The sequence below is a fragment of the Rhodococcus sp. AH-ZY2 genome (assembly GCF_030916465.1).
In the GTDB taxonomy this organism is placed as follows: Bacteria; Actinomycetota; Actinomycetes; order Mycobacteriales; family Mycobacteriaceae; genus Rhodococcus; species Rhodococcus ruber.
Map to the genome: position 1 here is coordinate 869638 of NZ_CP126458.1, position 21537 is coordinate 891174.

The following is a 21537-nucleotide window of genomic DNA, read 5'->3' on the forward strand; positions in this document are numbered from 1 at the left end:
GGACCGGCCCGAGGAACAGTCGCTTCTGCCGGATCCGACGAGGGTGGGCAAGGTGCCGCATCGACCTCAGGTGGAATCGGCAGGCGGCGATCACGATCGTGATCGCTGTCCGTGGAGGGTCCACATCTGCTCCTCTCGCCCCGACGTACCGCCCCTGCAAACTTACGACCCGTATTTGACTTATAAAGATACTCCAAGTTGGTTTTATCGGGTAGATTCTTACTCGAGTCGGGAATGGCCTTCATGAACTCGGAGCGTCGAAGCGCTCCCCGGTGCTGCGGAGGGGCTGTGGACAGCACACTCAATGATCGGATTCGCCACCTCGCCCGCTACTGGCCCATCGTGGTGCTGGCGACGCTGCTGGCCGTGGGGGGAGCAGTGTGGACGACAGGGCAGAGTGCTACGGAGTACACGGGCCGTTCGGCCTTGATCGTGTCGTCCCAGAATCGCGCGCCGGAACAGGACGCGGTTCTCGTGCAGGGCTACGTGGATCTGTTCAACGACTCCTCGTATCAGGAGCAATTGCGAGTCGTCGGGAGCCTTCCCGCAGACACGTCCTTCTCCGCTCGCACTGCGGCGGCCGGACCGATCCTGTTCGTCGAGGCTACGGCGGGAGACGCGGAGACCGCTGCAGAGGCGGCCCGCATCATGGCCGGAACGTTTCGTGACGATGTCAACTCCGTGCGCGACCGGGGGCGGGAAGGATCCCTCGAGGAGTTGCGCCAGCGACTCGACGAAGAGCGATCACGGCCGGGAATCGCCGACAACGTGGCGCTCGCTCAGCTGCAGGCGCAGATCAGCGAGCTCGAACTCGACGCGACCAACCAGATCCAGGATCTGCAGCTGAATGCCGGCGTCTCGGAGGACTCGCCATCCCTCTTCCGGAACGTGGCACTCGGTCTACTGGGGGGAATGGTGCTCGGAGTACTCGTGGCGCTCGCACTCGATTCCGTCATGCGGCGGATCAGCACCACCCAGGATGTTCGGGAGCGCCTCGGTATCGAGTCGCTCGGGGTCGTCCCGGCCGGCGGTTCGACCTCGGCGGATCGAGCACGTCAGCTCGCGTTCCACAACCTCGTGAACACCCTCGCCGCCGGCGAGGTTCGCGGGCTCCGCACCGTCGCCCTGACGTCGCCGACCGGAGGCGAGGTGACAGGACAAGTCGCTCGCCAGGTGGCCCGACGCTGGAGTCGATCCGGCGTCCGTGTCGTCGTGATTCCTCAGAACGTGACGTCGTCGACCGTTGCCGGCGCCGGTGCAGAGGCACCCGGCGATGGACTCCGGGTACTGAGCGTGCGGGATACGACCGGTGAGTCCGTGCCGCTGTCCGGCAAACGGCTCGAGGCACTGCTGCAGCAGCTCCGCGGTGAAGCCGACGTCGTACTGTTCGACCTCGCGCCGGTCACCGAGGACGCCGACGCTCAGATCTTCTGCGCGGCGGCACAGAAAACTGTCCTGGTACTCGACCGGCGCCGCGCACGCCAGCCAGACGCGGCAGAGGCCGTCCGATTGCTCACTCAGGTGGACGCCCACCTCCTCGGAGCGGTCGTCGTGGATCCGCGCGGCGATACTTCTGCGCCGTACCCGCCTGCGGAAGAGATCTCCTGGTCCGCTGCTGTGCACAATCACCACGACCTCGGCCGTACCCCTGCGCCGACTCCAGGAATGCGCCCATGACGACGGCAGCGCACCCGGCCACCCGCGGACCGGCGTCGACCGAGCGTCTGCTGCCCCGATCCTTCACAGCCGTCCACCTCGTCCTGATCGCGGCTGCGACGGCGACAGTCCTCGCGATCGCTGCTGTCGCGACCGGGTTTCCAGCGAAGTTCCCAGTGCTGCTGCTCCTCGCGGCAATTGCAGGCGCGATGGTTGCCGCCGGTCTCCGCTCGCCCGTCGTCGCGCTGTTCCTGCTCCTGTTGACGACGTTTCTCCGGGTGGCGCTGCCGCCGATCCTGCCGGTGGATCCGTTCGTACTTGCCTATGCGGGGGTGATTGCCGCACTTGGGATCTGGATGTACACCACATCAGCAGCCGACGCGCGCGTCGGCGCAGTCGAGGCAGCGATGGCGCTGTACGTGGTATGGAACATCGGTTCGATGCTCGCGACGCACCGATACCTTGCGACCGTTCCCGTGACCGGGGCGTCGCTGTCCGTCGTGCGCTTCGTTCTGACCGGTGTCCTGATCCCCTTCACTGCGTATCTCGTGGGCAGATACGTCTTCGTGCGGGTGTCGGCGATTCGAGCACTGCTGTGGATCATCGCAGTGCTGGCAGCGTACTCGGCAGCAGTGAGCATCATGCAGTTCCTCGGCCCCAAGGCTCTCGTATGGCCGCGGTACATAGTGACGGCTCCGATCTGGGAGGGACGCGCTGTCGGGATCTTCAATCAACCGGTCGTCAACGGCATGGTGCTCATTCTCGGTTTCGCTGTCGCGCTCGTGCTGTCGTCGGAACGCACAGAGCCGCGCTTTCGCCGGCTCTGTGCTGCCGTCATCGCGGTCGCGTGCGCCTACGGTGTGTACTTCACGCATACCCGTGCGGTGTGGCTCGGTCTTGCGCTCGTGATCGTCGCCGGAATGCTGTGGGCACGAGGATTCCGAACCGGATTCGTACTTGCGGCAACCACGGCGGTGATCGCCATCGCCACGAACTGGCAACGGTTCACCGGAACCGATCGTTCGGCCGGGGGCGTCGGCTCACCGGCCGAAGTGCAGGACCGGCTCAACACCGCCGGCACCGCCCTGTGGGCGATAGGGCAGAAGCCGCTGACGGGTTGGGGGATAGGCAGATTCACCGCCGTCAACACCTACCACCACAAGCAGTGGTCGCCGGAGGTGCCGTGGATTCGCGGCTTCGCAATCTCCTCCCACTTCAACGAGCTCGGCATCGCGGCCGAACTCGGGCTGATCGGCCTGGGGCTGTGGATTGCCGTCGTCGTCCTGCTCGCGGTGCGGCTGTTCCGGGCGTATCGGATTCTGCCCGAATACGGACTCGACGGCCGCCGGACGGCCCTTCTGGGCCTGCTGGGACTGATGGTAATGGCGATCACCGGATTGACGGTCGATCTGCGATTCTTCGACTTTCCGAACGCTGCCGTGATGGTGCTGGTAGGGGTCGCGATCGGATGCGCCGACCGGTACACAGCCGAGGCCGGGAGCGTGAAGCGATGACGCGGCGCCATGTCGTGTGGGCGTCGACGAGCATGACCACCCGCGGTGGAGTGGGGAGTTTCGTGCGCACCATGCACGACACGCCGCTGTGGGACCGGTGGGACATCGAACACGTGAGTACGCACCGAAACGGATCCAAGCCCGCCCGGATCGGTGCATTCGCGAATGGCCTCGTCGTCTTCCTTCGTGCGCTGGTCAACGATCGTCCCGACGTGGTGCACCTGCACACGTCGATAGCGGGCAGCTTCATCCGGAAGGCGACGTTGGCCTGGGTCGCGTCCGTCTTCCGAGTGCCGGTCGTGCTGCATGTGCACGGTTCCTCGTTCGACAGATTTCACGATCGCGCGCCCTTCCCGATCCGACTGCTCATCCGTTCGACACTCGCCCGCGCTGCGGTCGTGGTCGCCTTGGGGGAGCGCTGGCGACAACGATTGCAGAAGATTGCACCCGATGCCCGGGTCGTAGTTGTCCCGAATGCGGTCCGACCTGCAACCAGAGTCGACCAGTCCAGCCGGAACGGACCCCTGCACGTGCTGTTCCTCGGCGAGATCGGCGACCGCAAGGGCACATTCACGCTGCTGGAGGCCTGGGCTCGGATTGCGGAAGGGACGAACTCCGCGTACGCACGGTTGACCGTCGCCGGTGACGGAGAAGTAGGGCGCGCGCGTGAACGGGTCCGTGCACTGGCGTTGACGGACACGGTCGCGCTGCCCGGCTGGGTTCCGCCGGAGGCGGTGCCCCAGTTGCTCGACAGTGCGCACGTACTGGTACTGCCCTCGCGTGACGAGGGCCAGCCGATGGCAATTCTCGAGGGCATGGCGCGAGGATTGTGTGTCGTAGCCAGCACGGCAGGCGGAATTCCGGACCTCGTCGACGACTCGTGTGGGGTTCTGATCCCCGCCGACGACACGACTGCTCTGGCCGCAGCCCTCGAACGGGTGCTGTGCGACGAGTTGCTGCGCACCAGGCTGGGCCTCGCGGCCTGGGAGAGAATCCGTTCCGACTTCGATGTGGACGTGGTGTGGCGTCGATTCGACGACCTGTACGAGGAGCTCCGACGATGAGCACGCAACAGCCGGTGAGAGTGATGTTCGTGGTCCCCGACCTGCGGATCGGCGGCGCAGAACGGCACGCGGTGACGCTTCTGCCGCGGCTCGACCCCGACCGGTTCACGGCTCGGTTGATCTGCATCGGGAGCGAAGGGGAACTCTTCGGCGAGCTCCAGGCACAAGGAATTTCCGCCCATGCGCTGCACAGGAGCAAGAGGCAGGCTTTACGGGCGCTCGTCGAGCTCCGCCGGGAGATGCGTCTATTCGCGCCGGACGTAGTGGTGACTCGTGGATACAGCGCCGAGAGTCTCGGCAGGATCGCGGCCGTGTGGGCGCGGGTGCCGCACTTGTCGGTGTGGGTGCACAACTGCGGCGACATCGACCCACGCAGTCGATGGCGTCGAATCTGCGACAAGGTGCTGCAACCGTTCACCGACATGTTCCTGGGCGTGGCACGCGCGCAGACGAGGTACCTCACCGAGGATCTCGGAATCCCGCAGCGCAAGATCCGGGTCGTTCACAATGGAGTCGAGCCGCACGAATTCATCCCGTCACCGAATCGGGATGTCGCAGTTGCACTAGGAATCCCATCGCACGAACCGATCGTGGGAATCGTCGCCGCCCTGCGTCCGGAGAAGGATCACCGCACACTCCTGCGCGCGGCCCGCCGCGTTCTCGCAGAGGTACCCGAGACGTGGTTTCTCGTGGTCGGTGACGGCCCCGAGCGTGCTCGTCTCGAACGGTTCGCGCGTGAACTCGGGATCGCGGACCGCGTCGTGTTCACCGGAGCTCGATCGGACGTCAGGGACGTCCTGCGGGCCCTGGACATCTTCGCCCTCACGTCCTCCACCGTCGAGTGCTTCCCGATAGCGCTGCTCGAGGCGATGGCCACCGCACGTCCTGCGGTGTGCACCGACGTCGGCGGCGTCTCCGAATTGCTCGATGAGGGCACCACCGGGATCCTGGTGCCGCCGGCAAATCCGGAAGCGCTGGCCGAGGCGCTGCTCACCCTCTTGCGTTCGCCGGATCTGAGGTGGCGATTCGGGCAGGCAGCCCGTGCGCGGGTGGAGTCTTCCTTCACCCTGACGCAGAGTGTCGCCGAGAGTGAACGTGCGTTGGAGGAGGCCGCCGGTCCACCCCGGAGTCCGGTCCGGCTCACCCTCGTGCTCGACCGCACCTTCGTCGGTGGAATCGAGACCGTGATGCTCGACGTGTTCCGGCGTCTCGACAGACGTCTGGTCCTACCGCGCCTGGTCTGCCTGCACGAGGCCGGGCCGCTTGCCGACGACTACCGGGACGCCGGCATCCAGGTCGAAGTGCTGGACCGGCGAAACCGTTGGGACCTGACGACGCTGCCCAAGTTGATCGACACGCTGCGCCGGGACCGGACCGATGCGGTGCTCGTCACGCATCATCACCGCGCCGCCCTGGCTCTCGGCCGGATCGCCGCACATGCGGCCGGGGTGCGGGCGGATCTCGTTGCCGTTCACGACATGGATCTCGTATCGCAAGGCGGCAGATGCCTTCCGCGATGGACCGTCGCCTCGCTGTGGCTTGCCGACGCCATGATTCTCCTCGGGCACAGCCAGCGGGACTATCTGCACGCGCACGAGGGCGTCGGCAGATCCCGGTGGAGCCGAACCTCGGAGGTCGTCATACCCAACGGCATCGCGGTGGGGGACCCCCCGACCGGAGAAGACAGGGTGCGCGCGCGGCAGGCGCTCGACCTCGGTCCTGAGGACTTCGTCGTCGCCGTCGTGGCCCGGCTCAGCGCGCAGAAGGCGCACCACGTGCTGTTCGAGGCATTTTCTAAGGCACTTCCGCTGCTGCGTCCGGCACGTCTGGTGGTGGTCGGGGACGGCGAGCGAATGGAAGAATTGATCTGCCTGGCAGAGAAACTCGGTATCGCAGATCGTGTGCTCTTCGTAGGGACTCGTCGGGACGTCGCCGTTCTGCTTCCGGGATTCGACGTGACCTGCCTTTCCTCGGTGCACGAGGCGATGCCGCTCGCGGTACTGGAGTCGATGGCTGCCGCAGTTCCTGTGGTCGCGACCGACTGTGGATGCCTGAGTGATCTGATCACCGACGGCGCGGAAGGATATCTGGTGCCGGTCGGTGACGTGGAGGGACTGGCAGATGGTCTACTCGCATTGTCTCGGGACCCCGAACTGCGAGTGCAGATGGGTAAGCGCGCCAGAATGCGTGTGGAGCAGAACTTCCGGATCGAGGACACGGCGCGCGCATATGAGCAGCTTCTCGTCGAGACCCTGGGAGGGCAGCGATGAAGAGACACATTCTGGTGCTGGTGGAGAACCTCTCGGTGCCGTTCGACCGTCGGGTATGGCAAGAGAGCCGGTCGCTGGCCGAGGCGGGATACCAGGTGACGGTGATCTGCCCGATGGGCGGTGGGCAGGATCGGGAGCCGGAGGTCACGATCGAGGGTGTTCGGATCCTCCGCTATCCTCTCCGCGCCGCCACCGGAGGGCCGGCCGGTTATCTCAGGGAGTACACCGCGGCCCTGTGGCACACCACCCGGCTGGCGCTGAAAGTGCGGCGCGAAGGCCGCGTCGACGCGGTGCACGCGTGCAACCCCCCGGACCTGCTGTTCGTCGTGGCACTCGTTCTGCGTCCGGGCGGAGCGCGATTTGTATTCGATCACCACGATCTCGTGCCGGAGTTGTTCCAGTCGCGCTTTCCCGGGGGCGGACGCATGTTGTACCTTGCGACGAGGCTGCTCGAACGGCTGACGTTCGCGGTATCGGATGCAGTCATTGCAACCAACGACAGTTACCGCCGGATCGCGATCGGGCGTGGACATGTGGCGCCGGACCGGGTCACCGTGGTGCGCAGTGCGCCCGATCTCGAACGATTCGTGCGGCGCGCTCCCGATCCGGAGTTGCGCAGGGGAAAGCGTTATCTCCTCGCGTATCTCGGCGTCATGGGACCGCAGGACGGAATCGACTATCTCCTGCGTGCCGTGGCATATCTGCACCGGGACCTCGGCCGGGACGATGTGCACTGCATCTGCATGGGTGCCGGGGACGAATTCGAGGCCATGCAGGCGCTCGCTCGTGACCTCGGCCTCGACGACGTCGTCGAGTTCACAGGCCGGGTGCCGGACGAGTTCGTGCAACGCTGTCTGTCCACCGCGGACGTGTGCCTCGCGCCGGATCCGCGCAATCCGCTCAACGACCTCTCGACGATGAACAAGATCGTCGAGTACATGGCGATCGGCCGGCCGGTGGTGTCGTTCGACCTCGTCGAGGCCCGTGTCTCGGCCGGCGACGCTGCGCTCTACGCGCCGGCGAACGACGAGAAGGCCTTCGCACGAGCGGTCGACATCCTGTTGAGGGACGACGAGTTGCGTGCCCGGATGGGGGCACTCGGCCGATCGCGGGTGGAGCAGGAACTGTCGTGGCGGACGTCGCGAGAAAACCTTCTTCGATGTTACGGGGCGTTGTTCCGCGACGACGTTGCACTTCCGCAGGTCGCGGGGTGAGTCATTGGCTGTTGCGCAACAGGACCACACCGCTGTACGAACGTATCGTCACACGATCCGTAGTGCTTCCGTCGTTGGTTTCCGGGTCGGCGGTGCCGGTCAGGTGCCGGAACGTCCCGCCCAGCGCTACGGTCGCCGGCTCGTCGCTGCTGTTGACGAGCACGATGCCGTGGTCGAAGTCGCGGCGGAAGACATTCGGTGCAACCATCCCGATTCCTGCAGTTCCGGAATACTGCGCCTCGACATGTGCGAGCGTCGGATTCGGGGCTATCGGGTCGCCGAGGTATCCGCTGCCGAGCCCACCGCCGTCCATCTCGTCGATGTATGCGGGTTCGCCGTAGTCGGATCCCATGGGCGCCCAGTAGCCGTCCTGCAGAAGTGTGGCTGTCAGGAAGAACCGTGCACGGGTGAGTTCGCGTTCGGAGCTGGGTTGAGGACCGAGTTTGTTGATGGTCATGGCCAGTCCCGGTTCCCGATGATCGCCCCGCGCGGTGAGACGAATGTACTGCTCGATGTCGAAGCGGGGATCACGCTCGGCACGAGGGTCGGCGAAGTTCTCCCATGCCCGCCCGTCGAGTTGTCGATCGCGCAGGGTTCTGTCTCCGTTGGCGACGAGCAGGGCAGTGGGCATGCGGTCGCGCATGATGCGTTCGGCCTCTTCGATTCCCCTGCCCCACGGCATGTCCTCGCCGTAGATCTGCGCGTCGGCCTCATCCGTGCCGTTCCGGTCGATATCCCATCGGTCGGAATCGGCGCTGTAGATTCGGTCGCCCCACACGTCCAGGAAGATGCCGTCCCAGACCCCCTGCGACCACACCGTGTCGACCACCCAGTCGGCCGCGTATCTGCCGAAGGACAATCCGTCCACTCTCGGTCCCTGGTCGGTGAGGTTCGACATCGACGTGTCGGGCCATTCGCTGACCACCGTGCCGTCCGCGCGCTTCGCCAGCCACTCGTCGGGGAACTGGCTCTCTCCGTGAGAATCGAACTGCCAGAGACGATATCGATTGCGCCAGTACTCCTCGGAACCGAGCCGGTCGGGATGGTCGATCAAGTTGACATAGGCGAGGAGGCGCGTTCGCGGGTTTGCTGCCCGGACGTCGTCGAAGAAGTCCCGCGGCATTCGGTGGCCCCACTCGTTGTCGATGACGACGACGTCGTACTGGGCGAGTTCTTGCGCGGTCGGCAGATCGTGCTGGAACAGGAAGTACGTGGCTGTTCTGGGGAACGTGAGGAGGCCTGCGTCGGACGGCACGGGCGGCGGGACGCCGTCGGATGTACTGCATCCCGCGACCGATGCCAGAAGGGCGACGGCGAGGGTCACACACGAACGCTGTACGCGGCGTTGCCACATGGTCGAACCGATCACATGTTCAGACTTCCACGGGGGATGGCGGTTGTCATCCGTCCGGCGCAGACTGATTTCGAGCGGAGACATGATGAACCTCGGTTGGTATGCACACAGATTGGGTTCGATGAGTGCCCCGGAGGTGGTCTGGCGCCTGCGTGGCGTCGGACGTACTTATCGGTCCGGCGGCAGGTACGGAGTCCCCACGGATTCCGAACTGCTCGGATCCGGTAACCGAACCTGGAGTGATGCCCTGTCGGCATTCCGCGAAGGGGCAGGGGGGGCGTTGCTGTTCGGGAAGACCCGAGCCGAGGAGATCGCGGATCGGCTCCCTCTCCAAGTCGAGGCGCTGATCCGGGCTGCAGAGCGGACATGTGAAAATCGATTCGAGTTCTTCGCCGATCCGGAGGTCCGGCTGGACACCCCGATCGACTGGTGGTCCGATCCGCTTCGAGGTGTGCAGTGGCCGTCGAAACCAGCTCACCGGATCGATCACCGAAGGGGACCGGGTGACCCGAAGTGGATCTGGGAACTGAACCGGCTGCAGCACCTTCCGTGGCTGGCATCGGCTCGGATGTTCACCGGCGAAGAGCGTTTCGCTACTGTTGCGTTGTCCCAGCTCGATTCCTGGATAGCCCGGAATCCACCGGGGTGGGGTATCGCATGGCGCGGTGCGTTCGAGGCGGGTATCCGCTCGATCTCGGTCGCACTGACTCTAGACGGACTGCGTGACGCCCAGGCATTGACGGAGGCGCGATTCGCCCGGGCCGTACGGATGCTTGCGGCCGGTGCGGAACGCTGTCTGCAGGATCGTTCGCGGTTCAGTTCGGCCAACAACCATCTTGTGGGAGAACTGGCAGGGCCGGCGATCGTAGCTCTGCTCCTACCGGAGCTGCGCCATGCCGCGCGGTGGGAGGCGGACGCGGTCGCGGCACTGGCCGTGGAAGCTGACCGGCAGATTCTGCCGGACGGCGCGGGTGCCGAGCAGGCACTGGGTTATCAGGTCTTCGTCGTGGAGTTGCTGACCGTCGTCGCTGCTGTGCTGTTTCGCAGATACGGTCACGCGCCGGACCGCCTGACTGCCGCAATCTTCCGCAGCAGGGAGTATCTCGAGGCAGTGATCGGTGAGTGTGACCCGGAGCCGCACTACGGCGACGACGACCAGGGATTCGCGGTACGGCTCGGTCCGGAACCACGCCGAACGGTCAGAGAACATCTCGGAATCGTGGATGCTTTCTTGGCTGACAGGCCGGCCGGCGCGGTGGAATCTCCGGAGTCGCTGACGGCGGCGTGGTTGTCGTCAGCGCGTCCTGTGAAGGTCCGGGAGCAGATCACCCTGCGAACGACGGCAGCGGGTTCCGCCTTCGCGCCGGACGGGGGTATGGCAGTGCTGCGGTCCGGCCCACGGACGATTCTCATGGATGTGGGGGCACTCGGATACCTCTCGATTGCCGCGCACGGCCACTCGGATGCGTTGGCGATGAGTCTGAACTTCGCCGGGGAGTCGCTGATCGGGGACCCGGGGACGGGGAGCTACTACCGGAATCCGGAATGGCGCGAGGCCCACAGGAGTACGCGCGCTCATGCGACGGCGTGTGTGGACGGGCTCGACCAGTCCGTACGCGGCGGTCCCTTCCTGTGGATGCGGCATGCGCAGGTCCGGGTTCGTGAGATCGATCTTCTCGGTGGCATCGTCGACGCCGAACACGACGGCTACCGAAGACTTCCGGCGCCTGTTGTCCACCGTCGCCGTGTGATGGCACCACCGACGCTGAAGTCGGTGCTCGTGTTGGACCTGTTCACCGGCCGCGGCCGACACGACGTGCATGTGTCCTGGCCGATGGCCCCCGATCTCGAGGTCGAGCCCGCCGGTGCCGGCCACCGGGCTCGGCGGCGCGGCGTACCGGTGCTGGAACTCGCATATGCGGTCAGCGGCGGGGTCGTGACGACGGAGGCCGTTCGCGGGGACGACGACAGCGCGCTCGGTTGGTGGTCGCGTGAGCTCGAGCACCGCGTGCCCGCGTGGGCGCCGAGCGTCCGCTGCCATGCCGATCTGCCCTTTGTGTGCGCCACGGTGCTCCTTCCGTTTCCTGAGTCCCGTGCACCCGGACCGCATGCGGTGGTGCCTGCTCGGTCGATAGCCGATCTTCGCGTCGACGTCGAGGAAGGCCGGGTGCAAGTGGAGTGGATCGACCTGGACGGTCCACATCGGGTTGCCTTCGAGATGGATCGCGTAAGGACTTAAACCAACCTCAAGTCTGTTATATGCTCGATTGCGAGGTTAACGGTCTGATCTGGGCGGTGAAAACGTGGAATCAGTCAAGTTGGATCATCGGATAGACGCGACGCGCTCGAAGCTCAGCGTCTTCGGTCTCGGGTACGTCGGATGTGTCTCCGCAGCATGCCTCGCGAGCCGGGGTCACTCGGTCGTCGGTCTGGACGTCGATCCCAGGAAGCTCCGATGTCTTTCTCGCGGTGAGGCGCCGGTGGTCGAACGACGGATCGCCGACATCACCGCCGAAGCTGTAGCGAGCGGGCGGCTGACCGTGAGCGACGACCCCGTCCGCGCCGTGTGCGAGACCGATATGTCCATAGTCTGCGTCGGTACCCCCTCCGGGGCCGGTGGTGGCCTGTCCACCGAGTACCTCGAACGGGTCACCGACATCATCGGGTCGGGGTTGGCGGCGAAGGACTCCTGGCATGTGGTGGTCTATCGCAGCACGATGGTTCCCGGCACTTGTGAAAGCCTGCTCGTGCCTCGTCTCGAGGCGGCGTCGGGAGGAAAGCGTGCCGGCATCGATTTCGGCGTGTGCGTGAATCCGGAGTTCCTCCGTGAGGGGAGTAGCGTCGAGGACTTCTTCGATCCGCCCAAGACTGTCGTGGGCGAGAGCGATCCCCGGAGTGGGATGCAGGTCATGGCACTCTACGAAGATTTCGGGGGATCCCGATTCAGAGTTCGGCCGGCCGTGGCCGAGATGGTCAAGTACGTGGACAACAGCTTCCACGCGCTGAAGGTGGACTTCGGTAACGAGATCGGTGCGATCTGCGGAGCGCTGGGACTCGACTCGCACGCCGTGATGGAGATCTTCGTGTCGGACACGAAGCTCAACATCAGCCCCGCGTATCTCATGCCCGGTTTCGCGTTCGGTGGTTCCTGCCTGCCCAAGGACGTACGAGCTCTCGTCCATACTGCGCGCCGACACGACGTCGAGGTGCCTGTGCTCTCGAATGTGTTGACCTCGAACGAAGTCCACCTCCGCCGCGTCGTCGACCTGGTGCTGTCGCTCGATCGACACCGGATCGGGCTGTTCGGGCTGTCGTTCAAGCAGGGCACGGACGACCTAAGGGAGAGCCCGATGGTGGAGCTCGCCGAACGGTTGATCGGCAAGGGATTCGATCTCAAGATCTACGACGCCGACGTGGCACTGTCGCGGTTGACGGGATCCAATCAGGCATTCCTCGACCATCGCCTGCCGCACATCGGGTCTGCACTGACCGACGATCCCGACGAGGTCCTGTCGCACGGTGAGGTACTCATCGCGGGTTCTCGTGACGAACGGGCGGTCGCTGCTCTCGACCGAGCCGGCGCCGACCATGTGATCGTGGACCTGGTCCGCCTGCCTCACGCCGAGGACCGGCGGCGACGTGGAGGCTACGTGGGAACGGGCTGGTAGCCGTGGGCGCCGAGTCCCCAGAGCCGTTCTTCAGTATCCTCACGACCGCGTACCGTACCGAGCAGTATCTTCCCGAGGCGATCGAGTCCGTCCTGTCCCAGACCCGTGGCGACTGGGAGTTGATCGTGGTCGACAACGGGTACTCGGACGACATCGCGCGGATTGTCGGCACATACGCCGACGACCACCGGATCGGATTGATCCGACAGGCCAATCGGGGTTACGGCGGCGGAGTCACGGCGGCTGCAGGGACGGCCCGCGGCCGTGTGCTCACAGTGCTCGACAGCGACGACCTGCTGCGGCCCGACTTCTGCGAACGCGTGGGGGCCGTCTTCGAGGCGGAACCACACGTCGCCGCGGTCGGCTGCGACGCGACGCTGTTCGGTTTCGGCGACGGCACCGAACGCGGGTACCTGAGAAGTATCAGTTACCGCAACCGGAAACGTCACGTGGATGTGCCACTGACGTTTTCGGATGTGCTCGGAGGGATCGTGCCCTACTACAGCGGCGCTGTCCGGCGCGACGTGTGGAATGCTGTCGGCGGCTACACGGCCCCCGCCGGTGTCGAGGAGGACGTCCTGCTGTGGTTGCGCATCACGGCCGCAGGCTGGGACGTGCGGTTGCTCGACGACCGATTGGCGCGGTGCCGGGTGCGAGCGGACTCGTCCTCGCGCGATCCGTCCCGGGTGGAAGCCTTCGACGAGCGACTGCAGGCGACGTTCCTGTCTCTAGCCGGGGGGCCGGTCCAACGTCGTGCCGTGGACCCGACGTTGCGGCGCTTGCGGTACCACCAGTCCCTCCGCCGGGCTCGGTGGGCATTGCTCGAGGGAGACGTGCGCTCGGCTCGCCGCGCCGCGCGCACCGCGTTCGGCCAGAAGCCGAGTCTCCGAGCTGCCACTGTGGTCTCGGCACTGGCTGTCGCGCCGGGCGTGCTTCGGCGCGTCCATCCCCTCAAGCAGCACCTCTCGGGCACTGTGCGGCGATACGGCGTCGCGGGTGCCCGGATCGTCCGCCCCGTCCGGGGATCCGGGTGACCATGTCGAAGCCTACGGAACGCCCGGAGTCCGCCGAGGCCCCTCCTGTCGGACCGCTCGCGGGACGCTTGCGGCGTGGAGCGGCAATGGCTGCGGCGGGGCTCGTCCTCGTCCAGGGAATCACCTTCGTGCAGACTCTGGTCCTTGCACGTCTGCTCACCCCGGAAATCGTGGGTGTGTTCGCGGCGGCAACGGTACTGACGACATTCCTCGTGGTATTCACCCATGGGACCTTGGCCCAGGCGCTGATCCAACGCGAGAACGAGGTCGACGACGCCGTCACCACCGTGTTCTGGGTGACCCTCGCGACGGGATCCCTCATGGCAGTCGGGGTCCTGACAGCTGCACCGATGATCGGGTGGTTGTTCCACAGCGACGAAGTGGCGACAGTGGCAGCGGTGATGTCCGGGTCGGTGCTGTTGACGGCTGCGACGAGTGTGCCCGATGCCGTCATGCAGCGACGGTTCCAGTTCAGTCGCCGGGTCGTCGTCGATCCGGCAGTCGGCCTGACCTACGCGGTGGTCTCGATTGCATGCGCAGCCCAGGGGCTGGGGGTGTGGGCGCTTGCGATAGGTTCGTACGCATCGTTGGCCGTATGGATTGCAGCGAGCTGGTCGCTCTCGCACTGTAATCCGTTCCGCGGACACTTCTCGGTACGGCTGTGGCGCGAGCTCGCCGTGTTCTCCTTCCCCCTCCTGCTGGACGGTATGGCTGCACGTGCGCAGGAAGCCGTCGAGCTGACCATCATCGGTCGAGGTCTCGACGAAGCGGCTCTGGGCAACTACCGCTACGGACGTCGAATCGCCTTGATCCCGTCCATGGCGATCGTCCAGGTGTGCTCGTATGTCCTGTTTCCGGCCTTCTCCAGGATCGCCTCGGACGTCGAACGGTTCCGGGCGGCATTCCTGCGGTCTCTCCGATGGATATGGCGGGTGACAGTGCCGGTGGCGGCATTGACAGCTGCGCTGGGCGAGTCAGCTGTCGTGTTGTTGCTCGGTGAACCTTGGCGCGGCGCCGGCGTCGCATTGGCGTCGATGGCCGGTATAGGCATCGGAGTGGCGATGACCTCGGTCAGTGCGGAGTCCCTCAAGGGTGCCGGGCGATCCGTGCGGATGAACTGGATGACGGGGGCGGGGATACTCTCCGGCATCCCGTTGCTCCTCCTGCTTCTTCCGCTCGGGCTGTCCGGAGTAGGGCTGGCTGTCTCCGGAACGGCAGTTGTCGTCGGGGTCACGGGACTCGCCGTGACGCGCTCGGTAGTAGGGGTGACCGGACGCGACATGCTGCGGGTAATGTGGTCGCCTGTCGCGGCGTCCGTCCCGATGTTCTTCGCCGTCATGTACTTCGAACGATCGGGAGGGAGTCCCGACGAACTGTCGCTCGTCGCAGGTATCGGCCGGCTCGTCCTCGAGGTTCTGGTCTTCGGTCTCGGGTATCTCCTCGTCACGAGGTTGGTCGCCCCGGCAGATTTCGCCGAGATCCGGGCGGCGGGGGTGCCGCTGATCGCTCGTCTCCGGGGACGGACATGCACGAGAGCGTGACGAGCGCTCGGGCGAGACGGATCCGGATCGGACGGCGGTTGTCGTTCGTCGTCTTCGTGCTCCTGGTGGTGGTCGCCGGAGGCATCCCCCTGTACGTAGCACCCGCTCAGGATCACCTCCTCCCGGCAGACGCAATCGTTGTGCTGGGTGGCCCGGGAGAGGAGCGCTACGCCTACGGGATCGAGCTCGCGAACAGGGGTCTCGCGGCACACGTCGCGCTGTCGGATCCCAGCGGCGGTGAGGACGATCGGCTCACGGGTCTGTGTGCGGAGCCGTCGATTCCGACGGTGACCTGCTTCGCGCCCCGTCCTCCGACGACATCCGGGGAAGCGCGAGCGATTCGTGACCTGGCCGCTCGGGAGCATTGGCGGAAGATCATCGTGATCACGTTCCTGCCGCATCTTTCACGTGCGGGATTCATCATCCGGCGCTGTTTCGCCGGCGATGTACTGATGATCGCCAGTCCGGACGGGCTCTCCCCTGGGGAATGGGCATGGCAGTATCTGTATCAGACCGCCGGTTACGCGCGTGCGTTGATAAATCCTCCTTGCTGAAACGCCTGTGCGTACCCGTCGAGCGGTACCCAGCGGCCCTCCAGTTCCCGATAACGCTCGCGCACCTCGGGAAGTAGATCCGGCAAGGTGAGCAGAACCCGGTCGGGCTCCGCCATCATCATTTCCTCCGGCGCGACGATCGGCACGTCGGTTCCCGGCATGCGCCGGCCCTGCTTGGCCGGTGAGGCATCTGCCACAGCGGTGACGAGGCGCCGATCAAGCCCGGCGCGTGCGAAGAGCGCTACCGCCCGGGACGCAGCCCCGTAGGCGAAGATCCGTCGCCGTCGGCGTGCCGACGATTCGAGCCAGGCGCGCAGCGCGCGGGACTGCGTGTCCGCTGCCCTCTGCAACCGGCGTACCGACGACACGTCCGTGACACCGATCGCCGTCTCCTTCTCGAGGATGTTCCGGGTCTCCGCCGCCGGCACGGCACGCGGCGTCCGCCGTGCCGCGACCAGCACGGTGCCGCCGTACAGTTCGAACTCGCGGGCATACACAACGTACAGACCCACCTCGGCTAGCAGCGCGCGCAGTGCGGTCAGTGAGTAGTACGCATAGTGCCCGTGCCGGAGTGCCGTCCACTGGCCCCCCGAGACGATCGTGGCCAACGAATGGAACTGCAGCAGCAGCACGCCGCCGGGGGCGACAGCCGATGCGCGCTCGCGAAACGCCGCGCGCTGGTCGGGAGCGTGCATGATGCCGAACGAGTCGAGCACCACCGAGGCCGCGGCGCCCGCCGCAGCTACCCGGAAGCCGTGTTCGGTGAGCAACGGAAGCCAGGTACCGCCGTGCGGGCTGCCGAACTCGGCTACCGTCCGGCCGACGAGGAGACCTTCCGAGGCCGCAGCACGTACGGCGGCGGCGGCCTGGTCGCGCAGCGCCTGCGGTTCGACTCCACGAGGCTCGTCGGGCACCGAGTCGTCCTCGGCGAGCTGTGCGAGCCCACAGTCGCGGCACAGGTTCATCGCGAGCGGGTGCGCTGTCTCGTCGGCCGTGACGGGAGTGTCGACGGCAGGGAAGCAGTCCGCTGCGGGCATCGGGCCGAGGTCGACGACGCGCTCGACGTCCGGGCTCCCGCATCCTCGGCAGGTGCTCACAGCGCTCTCCTTCCGCCGCAACGGTGCACGGTTCGGCCACGCGGTCGGCGTCGATGCGCGACGATGGGCCGATGCGGGTGGAAACGACGGAACTGGCGGATGTGGTCGTCCTGCGCCCGGAGCCGTTCCGGGACGATCGGGGACTGTTCACCCGCACATTCGACGCCCAGGTGTTCGACGACCACCTCGGCGCGAGCGGAGTGCGCGCCGCCGATTTCGTCCAGGACTCGCAGTCGCGTTCGAAACGCGGCGTTGTACGCGGTATGCACGGACGGTCCGGACGGGGCGAGGCCAAGCTCGTGCGGTGCGCGCACGGCGCGATCCACGATGTGCTGGTCGACATCCGGCGAAGTTCGCACACGTTCGGCCGCCACAGCGCCTTCCTCCTGGACGACGTGGAGTTCGCCCATCTCTATGTGCCGCCAGGCTTTCTGCACGGGTTTCAGGCCCTCACCGAGGTGGCGGACGTGTGCTACCGCATCGACCGGCCGCACGACCCGGCGGAGGATCTGGCGGTCCGGTACGACGACGCCGACCTCGCGATCGGATGGCCCCTCCCGGTGACGGTGCTCAGCGCCCGGGATGCGGCAGCGGGGTCGTGGTCCGCCCTGGCGGCCGGCCTCTGACTGCCCGGACGCCGGCATCCTCACCGCCGCCCGGCGCCGGAGTGCTCGAAGCGCATCGTGCTGTCGAGCACCCCGGCCTCCTGGAGACGCTTCAGGTGGGCGAGCCGGACGAACCGGTTCGAGAAGCCCTCGCGCGTCAACCCGTACTGGAGGTAGCGGGCATACAGTTCGGCTGCCCCGTCGGCCACGGTCCACTGCGGCAGATAGTCGTCGAACGCCTTGCGGATCGCGCTGAAATCGACCCGGTACGAGCGCGGGTCGGCACCGGTCTCGCCGGTGATCACGACCTCCGCGCCCTGGACGATGTCGGCGACGGTCTGAGCGATCTGGGCGACGGTCACATTGTTGGCCTCCATGCCCACGTTGAACGCGGCGCAGTGGATCCGGTCGATCGGCGCGACCAGCGCGTGCGCGAACGCCTCGGCGATGTCCTGCGCGTGTACCAGCGGCCGCCACGGCGTGCCGTCGGAGAGCACACGCACCTGGCCGGTCAGCACCGCGGTGCCGACGAGGTTGTTCAGGACGATGTCGGCGCGCAGGCGCGGGGAGAATCCGAACGCGGTGGCGTTGCGGAGGAAGACCGGCGAGAAACCGGAGTCGGCGAGGGCGGTCACGTCGTCCTCGACCCGCACCTTGCTCTCCGCATACGGCGTCAGCGGACGCAGGGGCGCGTTCTCGTCGACTGCGTCCTCGCCGGCCGCGCCGTAGACGGAGCAGGTGGAGGCATAGAGGAACCGCCGCACCCCGGCTGCCTTGGCGCAGCGTGCGAGCCGTACGGACGCCTGATGATTGATCGCATACGTGATGTCCGGCTCGAGCGCTCCGAGGGGATCGTTGGACAAGGCGGCAAGGTGGACCACCGCGTCGAATCCGGTGAGGTGCGAGGCGGTGACGTCACGGAGATCGATCCGGATCGCGGACGGTTCCTCCGGTGCGGGCCCGAGGACGCAGTCCGCGAAGAGGCCGGAATCGAGTCCGGTCACGATGTGACCGTGGGCCCGAAGAACCGGGACCATGACGGAGCCCAGGTATCCCTGATGCCCGGTGACGAGGACGCGCATGGCATGCCTTTCAGAAGTGGACTGTGGCCTTCTCGACTACGAACGCCTCAGCGTGCGGGCGACGGCACTGCACGCCGCGCAGCCGCGACAGACCGAGGAAGGCCTGTTCGTCGAACCAGTCGTGGTCGAGCTGAGAGGGGTAGTGCTTGAGCAGGATCCGGACCTTCTCCTCGGCCACCTTGCGGGTCAGGGGGTGGTAGAGCACCGGGTGGGGGGTGTCGGCCTCCCACTTGAGAATCTCGTATCCGAGCACGAGGTGGTCGCGGAAGACGGTGGGGACGAGTTCGGCGAGCAACCGGTGGTCCTGATGTGCGTCACCGCGCTGCGGTGCGAACACCACGTCGGGTTCGCAGGTGTGCCGGAAGGATTCGAGGGCGGTCTTGATCGCGTCCCAGTACGCGGGGGCGCGGCCGTCCGGAACGTCGAGGACCGTGAGTTCGACGTCCGCCCCGGGGCACAGTGCCGCAAGCGCGTGGCGTTCCTCGATCTCGCGTCGCGAGTCTTCACCCGACAGGACGAAGGCGCGTACCCGCAGGGGTTGTGTCGCCCGGCCGGTCAGGGTGAGCAGTGTGCCGCCGATGCCGATCGCGATGTCGTCGCAGTGGGCTCCGAGCACCGCGACCTCCCCGATGTCGCGGGCGTGCAGTTCGATCACGACGTCACCGTCGCACGGGCGGTCTCCCACACGGTCCACGGATGGATGCCGCGGGCGTAGTTGTCGTCCAGCTCGGCGCGTTCCTTGAACGTGTCGGCCGGTTTCCAGAACCCGTCGTGCCGGTAGCCGTACAGCCGGCCCTGCCCGGCGAGGGTGCCGCAGACGTCGGCGACGAGGTCGCCGCCGGGTGGGAGCAGATCGAAGATCTCCTGACTGAGCACGAAGTACCCGCCGTTCTCCCAGATCGGGAAGCGGCTGACCGGGACGATCTCCTTGATCTCACCGTTCTCGGCGACATCGACGCAGTGGAACGACGACTGTGGGGGGACGACGAGCATCGACGCCGTCGCGCCGGACCGGTGGTAGCGCTCGATCATCACGTCGAGGGGAGCGTCGGTCAGGACGTCCGCATAGTTGGCGAGGAAGTACCGGTCCCCGTCCAGGTGGTCACGCACGCGGCGCAGGCGCTCGCCGATCGCGGATTCGAGGCCGGTGTCGACGAACGTGATCGACCAGTCGCTGATGTCGGTGTTGAGCAACTCGACCCGGTTGTCGTGGAGGACGAAGTCGTTGGACTGTTCTTCGTGGTAGTCGAGGAAGAAGTCCTTGATCTTGGCCGCTCCGTAGCCGAGGCACAGGATGAACTCGGTGTGGCCGTAGTGGGCGTAGTACTTCATGATGTGCCAGAGCAAGGGCCGTGGGCCCACCATCTGCATGGGCTTGGGAATCTCGTCGGTACGGTCGTTGCGCATGCGCATGCCGTAGCCGCCGCAGAACAGGACGACTTTCATACCGTGATCCTCCTGACGAAATCGGCAGGGCCGATGGTGGTGTGCAGTTCGGGCAGCGGGAATACGAGCCGGCCGCCCCAGGCGGAGATGTACTGCAATTGGGTCGTCAGTTCCGCCGCCAGGTTCCACGGCAGGGCGACGACCACGTCGGGCCGGTCCTTCTCGATCTGTTCCGGCGGGAGGATCGGGATCCGGGCGCCGGGTGTGTAACGCCCGTGCTTGTACGGATTGCGGTCGACGGTGTAGGCCATCAGGTCCGGCCGGATTCCGCAGTAGTTGAGCAAGGTGTTTCCCTTGCCCGGGGCGCCGTAGCCGACGACGGACAGGCCCTGGTCGTAGCAGTCGAGGAGGAATCGCAGCAGGATTCGGCGGACCGAACGGGCGCGGGTTTCGAGTTCGCGGTAACCCGTCGTCGTGTGCAGACCTGCCCGGCGTTCCTCCTCGAGCACGGCTTCCACTCGTGTTCCGGGAGAGCCTGCGACCTCGTCCGGCCGGGCCCAGAGCCGGATCGATCCGCCGTGTGTGCCGAGCAGTTCGACGTCGACCACCGACAGACCGCCGCTGGCCAGCGCCCGCATTGCCGACAGCACGGTGTAGTACTGGAAGTGCTCGTGGTAGACAGTGTCGAACTGCGCTTCGCGCACCAGGTTCAGCGCGTGGTGTACTTCGATGGAGATCCAGCCGTCGTCGGCGACGAGGGTGCGCAGTGATCGGGTGAAGCCCAGCAGGTCCGGGATATGGGCGTAGACGTTGTTCGCAACGACCAGGTCGGCCGGTCCGTACTCCTCGCGGATGTCCTCGGCGAGTCCTTCGTCGAGGAACGCGGTGACGGTGGGGACACCGATCGCGCGCGCCGCGGCGCCGACGTTCACCGACGGTTCGATGCCCAGACACGGGATGCCGGCCGCGACCGCGTGCCGCAGTAGGTAACCGTCGTTGCTGGCGACCTCCACGATCGAGGAGTCCGGTCCGAGTTGCAGGTTGCGGACGGCAGCCTCGACGAACTGGCGGGCGTGGTCGACCCACGAGTCGGAGAACGACGAGTAGTAGGCGTACTCGGTGAAGGTGTCTTCGGGGGTGATGAGCGCCGGGATCTGCAGCAGCAGGCAGTCCTCACACAACCGCAGGTGCAGGGGATAGGTGGTTTCGGGCAGGTCGAGCTCGTCCGCGGCCAGGAAGCGTTCGCACGGTGGCGTGGCACCGAGATCGAGCACGCTGAGGAGTCTCTCGGATTCGCACAGACGGCACTTCATTGATCACACCCCTCGGGCAGTCGGCCGGGGACCGCGCCGGCGAGACTTCCGCAACATCGGTCCGACTCGACCAGGTAATCATACTTGGAGAACGAATGGAACCGTGAAACAAACCTCGATATTGTTTTTACGGCTGTTTGGCGCCGGTTGGTAGACACACCTAGACTCGGGACTATTCACACCCC

Annotated in this window: 17 protein-coding genes; 11 read left to right on the forward strand and 6 right to left on the reverse strand. The window is 66.1% G+C overall.

All coding sequences use genetic code 11. The annotated features are described in order from the left end of the window. The first annotated feature begins 288 nt into the window (after nt 1–288). The 5 genes from QNA09_RS05070 to QNA09_RS05090 are packed head-to-tail and all read left to right on the forward strand — an operon-like array spanning nt 289 to nt 7718. A complete protein-coding gene (locus QNA09_RS05070; RefSeq protein ID WP_048771915.1) occupies nt 289–1677 on the forward strand; it encodes a hypothetical protein in 1389 nt (462 codons plus the stop codon). Continuing rightward, on the forward strand, nt 1674–3170 hold the full coding sequence (locus tag QNA09_RS05075; protein WP_040274490.1) for an O-antigen ligase: 1497 nt from the start codon (nt 1674–1676) through the stop codon (nt 3168–3170). Before QNA09_RS05070 ends, QNA09_RS05075 begins: the two co-directional genes overlap by 4 nt. Beyond that, a complete protein-coding gene (locus QNA09_RS05080; protein ID WP_230831637.1) occupies nt 3167–4234 on the forward strand; it encodes a glycosyltransferase family 4 protein in 1068 nt (355 codons plus the stop codon). Before QNA09_RS05075 ends, QNA09_RS05080 begins: the two co-directional genes overlap by 4 nt. Further along, the gene (locus QNA09_RS05085; RefSeq protein ID WP_202637509.1) at nt 4231–6504 is read left to right on the forward strand and encodes a glycosyltransferase; all 2274 of its coding nucleotides are present in this window, start codon (nt 4231–4233) and stop codon (nt 6502–6504) included. The genes QNA09_RS05080 and QNA09_RS05085 overlap by 4 nt, the downstream gene beginning before the upstream one ends. Beyond that, nucleotides 6501–7718: a glycosyltransferase family 4 protein gene (locus QNA09_RS05090; RefSeq protein ID WP_040274496.1), complete on the forward strand. Its 1218-nt coding sequence runs from the start codon at nt 6501–6503 to the stop codon at nt 7716–7718. Before QNA09_RS05085 ends, QNA09_RS05090 begins: the two co-directional genes overlap by 4 nt. Before the next feature lies 1 nt (nt 7719). On the opposite strand, the gene QNA09_RS05095 is transcribed toward QNA09_RS05090, so the two are convergent. Beyond that, nucleotides 7720–9042, reverse strand: coding sequence for a putative glycoside hydrolase (locus QNA09_RS05095; RefSeq protein ID WP_268965347.1), 1323 nt, complete (start codon nt 9040–9042; stop codon nt 7720–7722). A 151-nt stretch (nt 9043–9193) separates the two neighbouring features. Here QNA09_RS05095 and QNA09_RS05100 point away from each other — a divergent pair, with 151 nt between their 5' ends. The 5 genes from QNA09_RS05100 (at nt 9194) to QNA09_RS05120 (ending at nt 15869) form a co-directional block, all read left to right on the forward strand. After that, complete coding sequence (locus QNA09_RS05100) at nt 9194–11311, forward strand: alginate lyase family protein (protein WP_230831639.1); 2118 nt, start codon at nt 9194–9196, stop codon at nt 11309–11311. Between the two features lie 64 nt (nt 11312–11375). Next, nucleotides 11376–12740 (forward strand): nucleotide sugar dehydrogenase, encoded by a 1365-nt coding sequence (locus tag QNA09_RS05105; RefSeq protein WP_230831641.1) that lies wholly within the window; start codon nt 11376–11378, stop codon nt 12738–12740. 2 nt (nt 12741–12742) lie between these two features. Further along, nucleotides 12743–13774, forward strand: coding sequence for a glycosyltransferase family 2 protein (locus QNA09_RS05110; protein ID WP_040274503.1), 1032 nt, complete (start codon nt 12743–12745; stop codon nt 13772–13774). A gap of 2 nt (nt 13775–13776) precedes the next feature. After that, a complete protein-coding gene (locus tag QNA09_RS05115) occupies nt 13777–15315 on the forward strand; it encodes an oligosaccharide flippase family protein (RefSeq protein ID WP_279635742.1) in 1539 nt (512 codons plus the stop codon). Further along, nucleotides 15300–15869 (forward strand): YdcF family protein, encoded by a 570-nt coding sequence (locus tag QNA09_RS05120; protein WP_082061347.1) that lies wholly within the window; start codon nt 15300–15302, stop codon nt 15867–15869. Before QNA09_RS05115 ends, QNA09_RS05120 begins: the two co-directional genes overlap by 16 nt. On the opposite strand, the gene QNA09_RS05125 is transcribed toward QNA09_RS05120, so the two are convergent. Further along, entirely contained in the window at nt 15836–16966 is a 1131-nt protein-coding gene (locus QNA09_RS05125) for a class I SAM-dependent methyltransferase (RefSeq protein WP_040274509.1), read from the reverse strand. The two genes, QNA09_RS05120 and QNA09_RS05125, sit on opposite strands and share 34 nt — an antisense overlap. Nucleotides 16967–17037: 71 nt before the next feature. On the opposite strand from QNA09_RS05125, the gene rfbC reads away from it, so the two are divergent. After that, nucleotides 17038–17592, forward strand: coding sequence for a dTDP-4-dehydrorhamnose 3,5-epimerase (rfbC, locus tag QNA09_RS05130; protein ID WP_119699519.1), 555 nt, complete (start codon nt 17038–17040; stop codon nt 17590–17592). A gap of 20 nt (nt 17593–17612) precedes the next feature. Here the strand turns inward: rfbC and QNA09_RS05135 are convergent, their stop codons facing one another. The 4 genes from QNA09_RS05135 to QNA09_RS05150 are packed head-to-tail and all read right to left on the reverse strand — an operon-like array spanning nt 17613 to nt 21352. Next, complete coding sequence (locus tag QNA09_RS05135; protein WP_040274511.1) at nt 17613–18653, reverse strand: NAD(P)-dependent oxidoreductase; 1041 nt, start codon at nt 18651–18653, stop codon at nt 17613–17615. 10 nt (nt 18654–18663) lie between these two features. Next, entirely contained in the window at nt 18664–19308 is a 645-nt protein-coding gene (locus tag QNA09_RS05140) for a PIG-L deacetylase family protein (protein WP_003935119.1), read from the reverse strand. Beyond that, nucleotides 19305–20099 carry a hypothetical protein gene (locus QNA09_RS05145; protein WP_003935118.1) on the reverse strand — a complete coding sequence of 265 codons (795 nt, stop codon included), beginning with the start codon at nt 20097–20099 and terminating at the stop codon, nt 19305–19307. The genes QNA09_RS05140 and QNA09_RS05145 overlap by 4 nt, the downstream gene beginning before the upstream one ends. Further along, the gene (locus QNA09_RS05150; protein ID WP_119699520.1) at nt 20096–21352 is read right to left on the reverse strand and encodes a class I SAM-dependent methyltransferase; all 1257 of its coding nucleotides are present in this window, start codon (nt 21350–21352) and stop codon (nt 20096–20098) included. Before QNA09_RS05150 ends, QNA09_RS05145 begins: the two co-directional genes overlap by 4 nt. Nucleotides 21353–21537: the final 185 nt, after the last annotated feature.

Bases quoted from the DNA above. Each gene is read 5' to 3' on its own strand.
- QNA09_RS05075 (WP_040274490.1), top strand. From the start codon at position 1,674: ATGACGACGGCAGCGCACCCGGCCACCCGCGGACCGGCGTCGACCGAG.
- QNA09_RS05120 (WP_082061347.1), top strand. From the start codon at position 15,300: ATGCACGAGAGCGTGACGAGCGCTCGGGCGAGACGGATCCGGATCGGA.
- rfbC (WP_119699519.1), top strand. From the start codon at position 17,038: ATGCGGGTGGAAACGACGGAACTGGCGGATGTGGTCGTCCTGCGCCCG.
- QNA09_RS05135 (WP_040274511.1), bottom strand. From the start codon at position 18,653: ATGCGCGTCCTCGTCACCGGGCATCAGGGATACCTGGGCTCCGTCATG.
- QNA09_RS05150 (WP_119699520.1), bottom strand. From the start codon at position 21,352: ATGAAGTGCCGTCTGTGCGAATCCGAGAGACTCCTCAGCGTGCTCGAT.
- QNA09_RS05080 (WP_230831637.1), top strand. From the start codon at position 3,167: ATGACGCGGCGCCATGTCGTGTGGGCGTCGACGAGCATGACCACCCGC.
- QNA09_RS05145 (WP_003935118.1), bottom strand. From the start codon at position 20,099: ATGAAAGTCGTCCTGTTCTGCGGCGGCTACGGCATGCGCATGCGCAAC.
- QNA09_RS05115 (WP_279635742.1), top strand. From the start codon at position 13,777: ATGTCGAAGCCTACGGAACGCCCGGAGTCCGCCGAGGCCCCTCCTGTC.
- QNA09_RS05100 (WP_230831639.1), top strand. From the start codon at position 9,194: ATGAGTGCCCCGGAGGTGGTCTGGCGCCTGCGTGGCGTCGGACGTACT.
- QNA09_RS05090 (WP_040274496.1), top strand. From the start codon at position 6,501: ATGAAGAGACACATTCTGGTGCTGGTGGAGAACCTCTCGGTGCCGTTC.
- QNA09_RS05085 (WP_202637509.1), top strand. From the start codon at position 4,231: ATGAGCACGCAACAGCCGGTGAGAGTGATGTTCGTGGTCCCCGACCTG.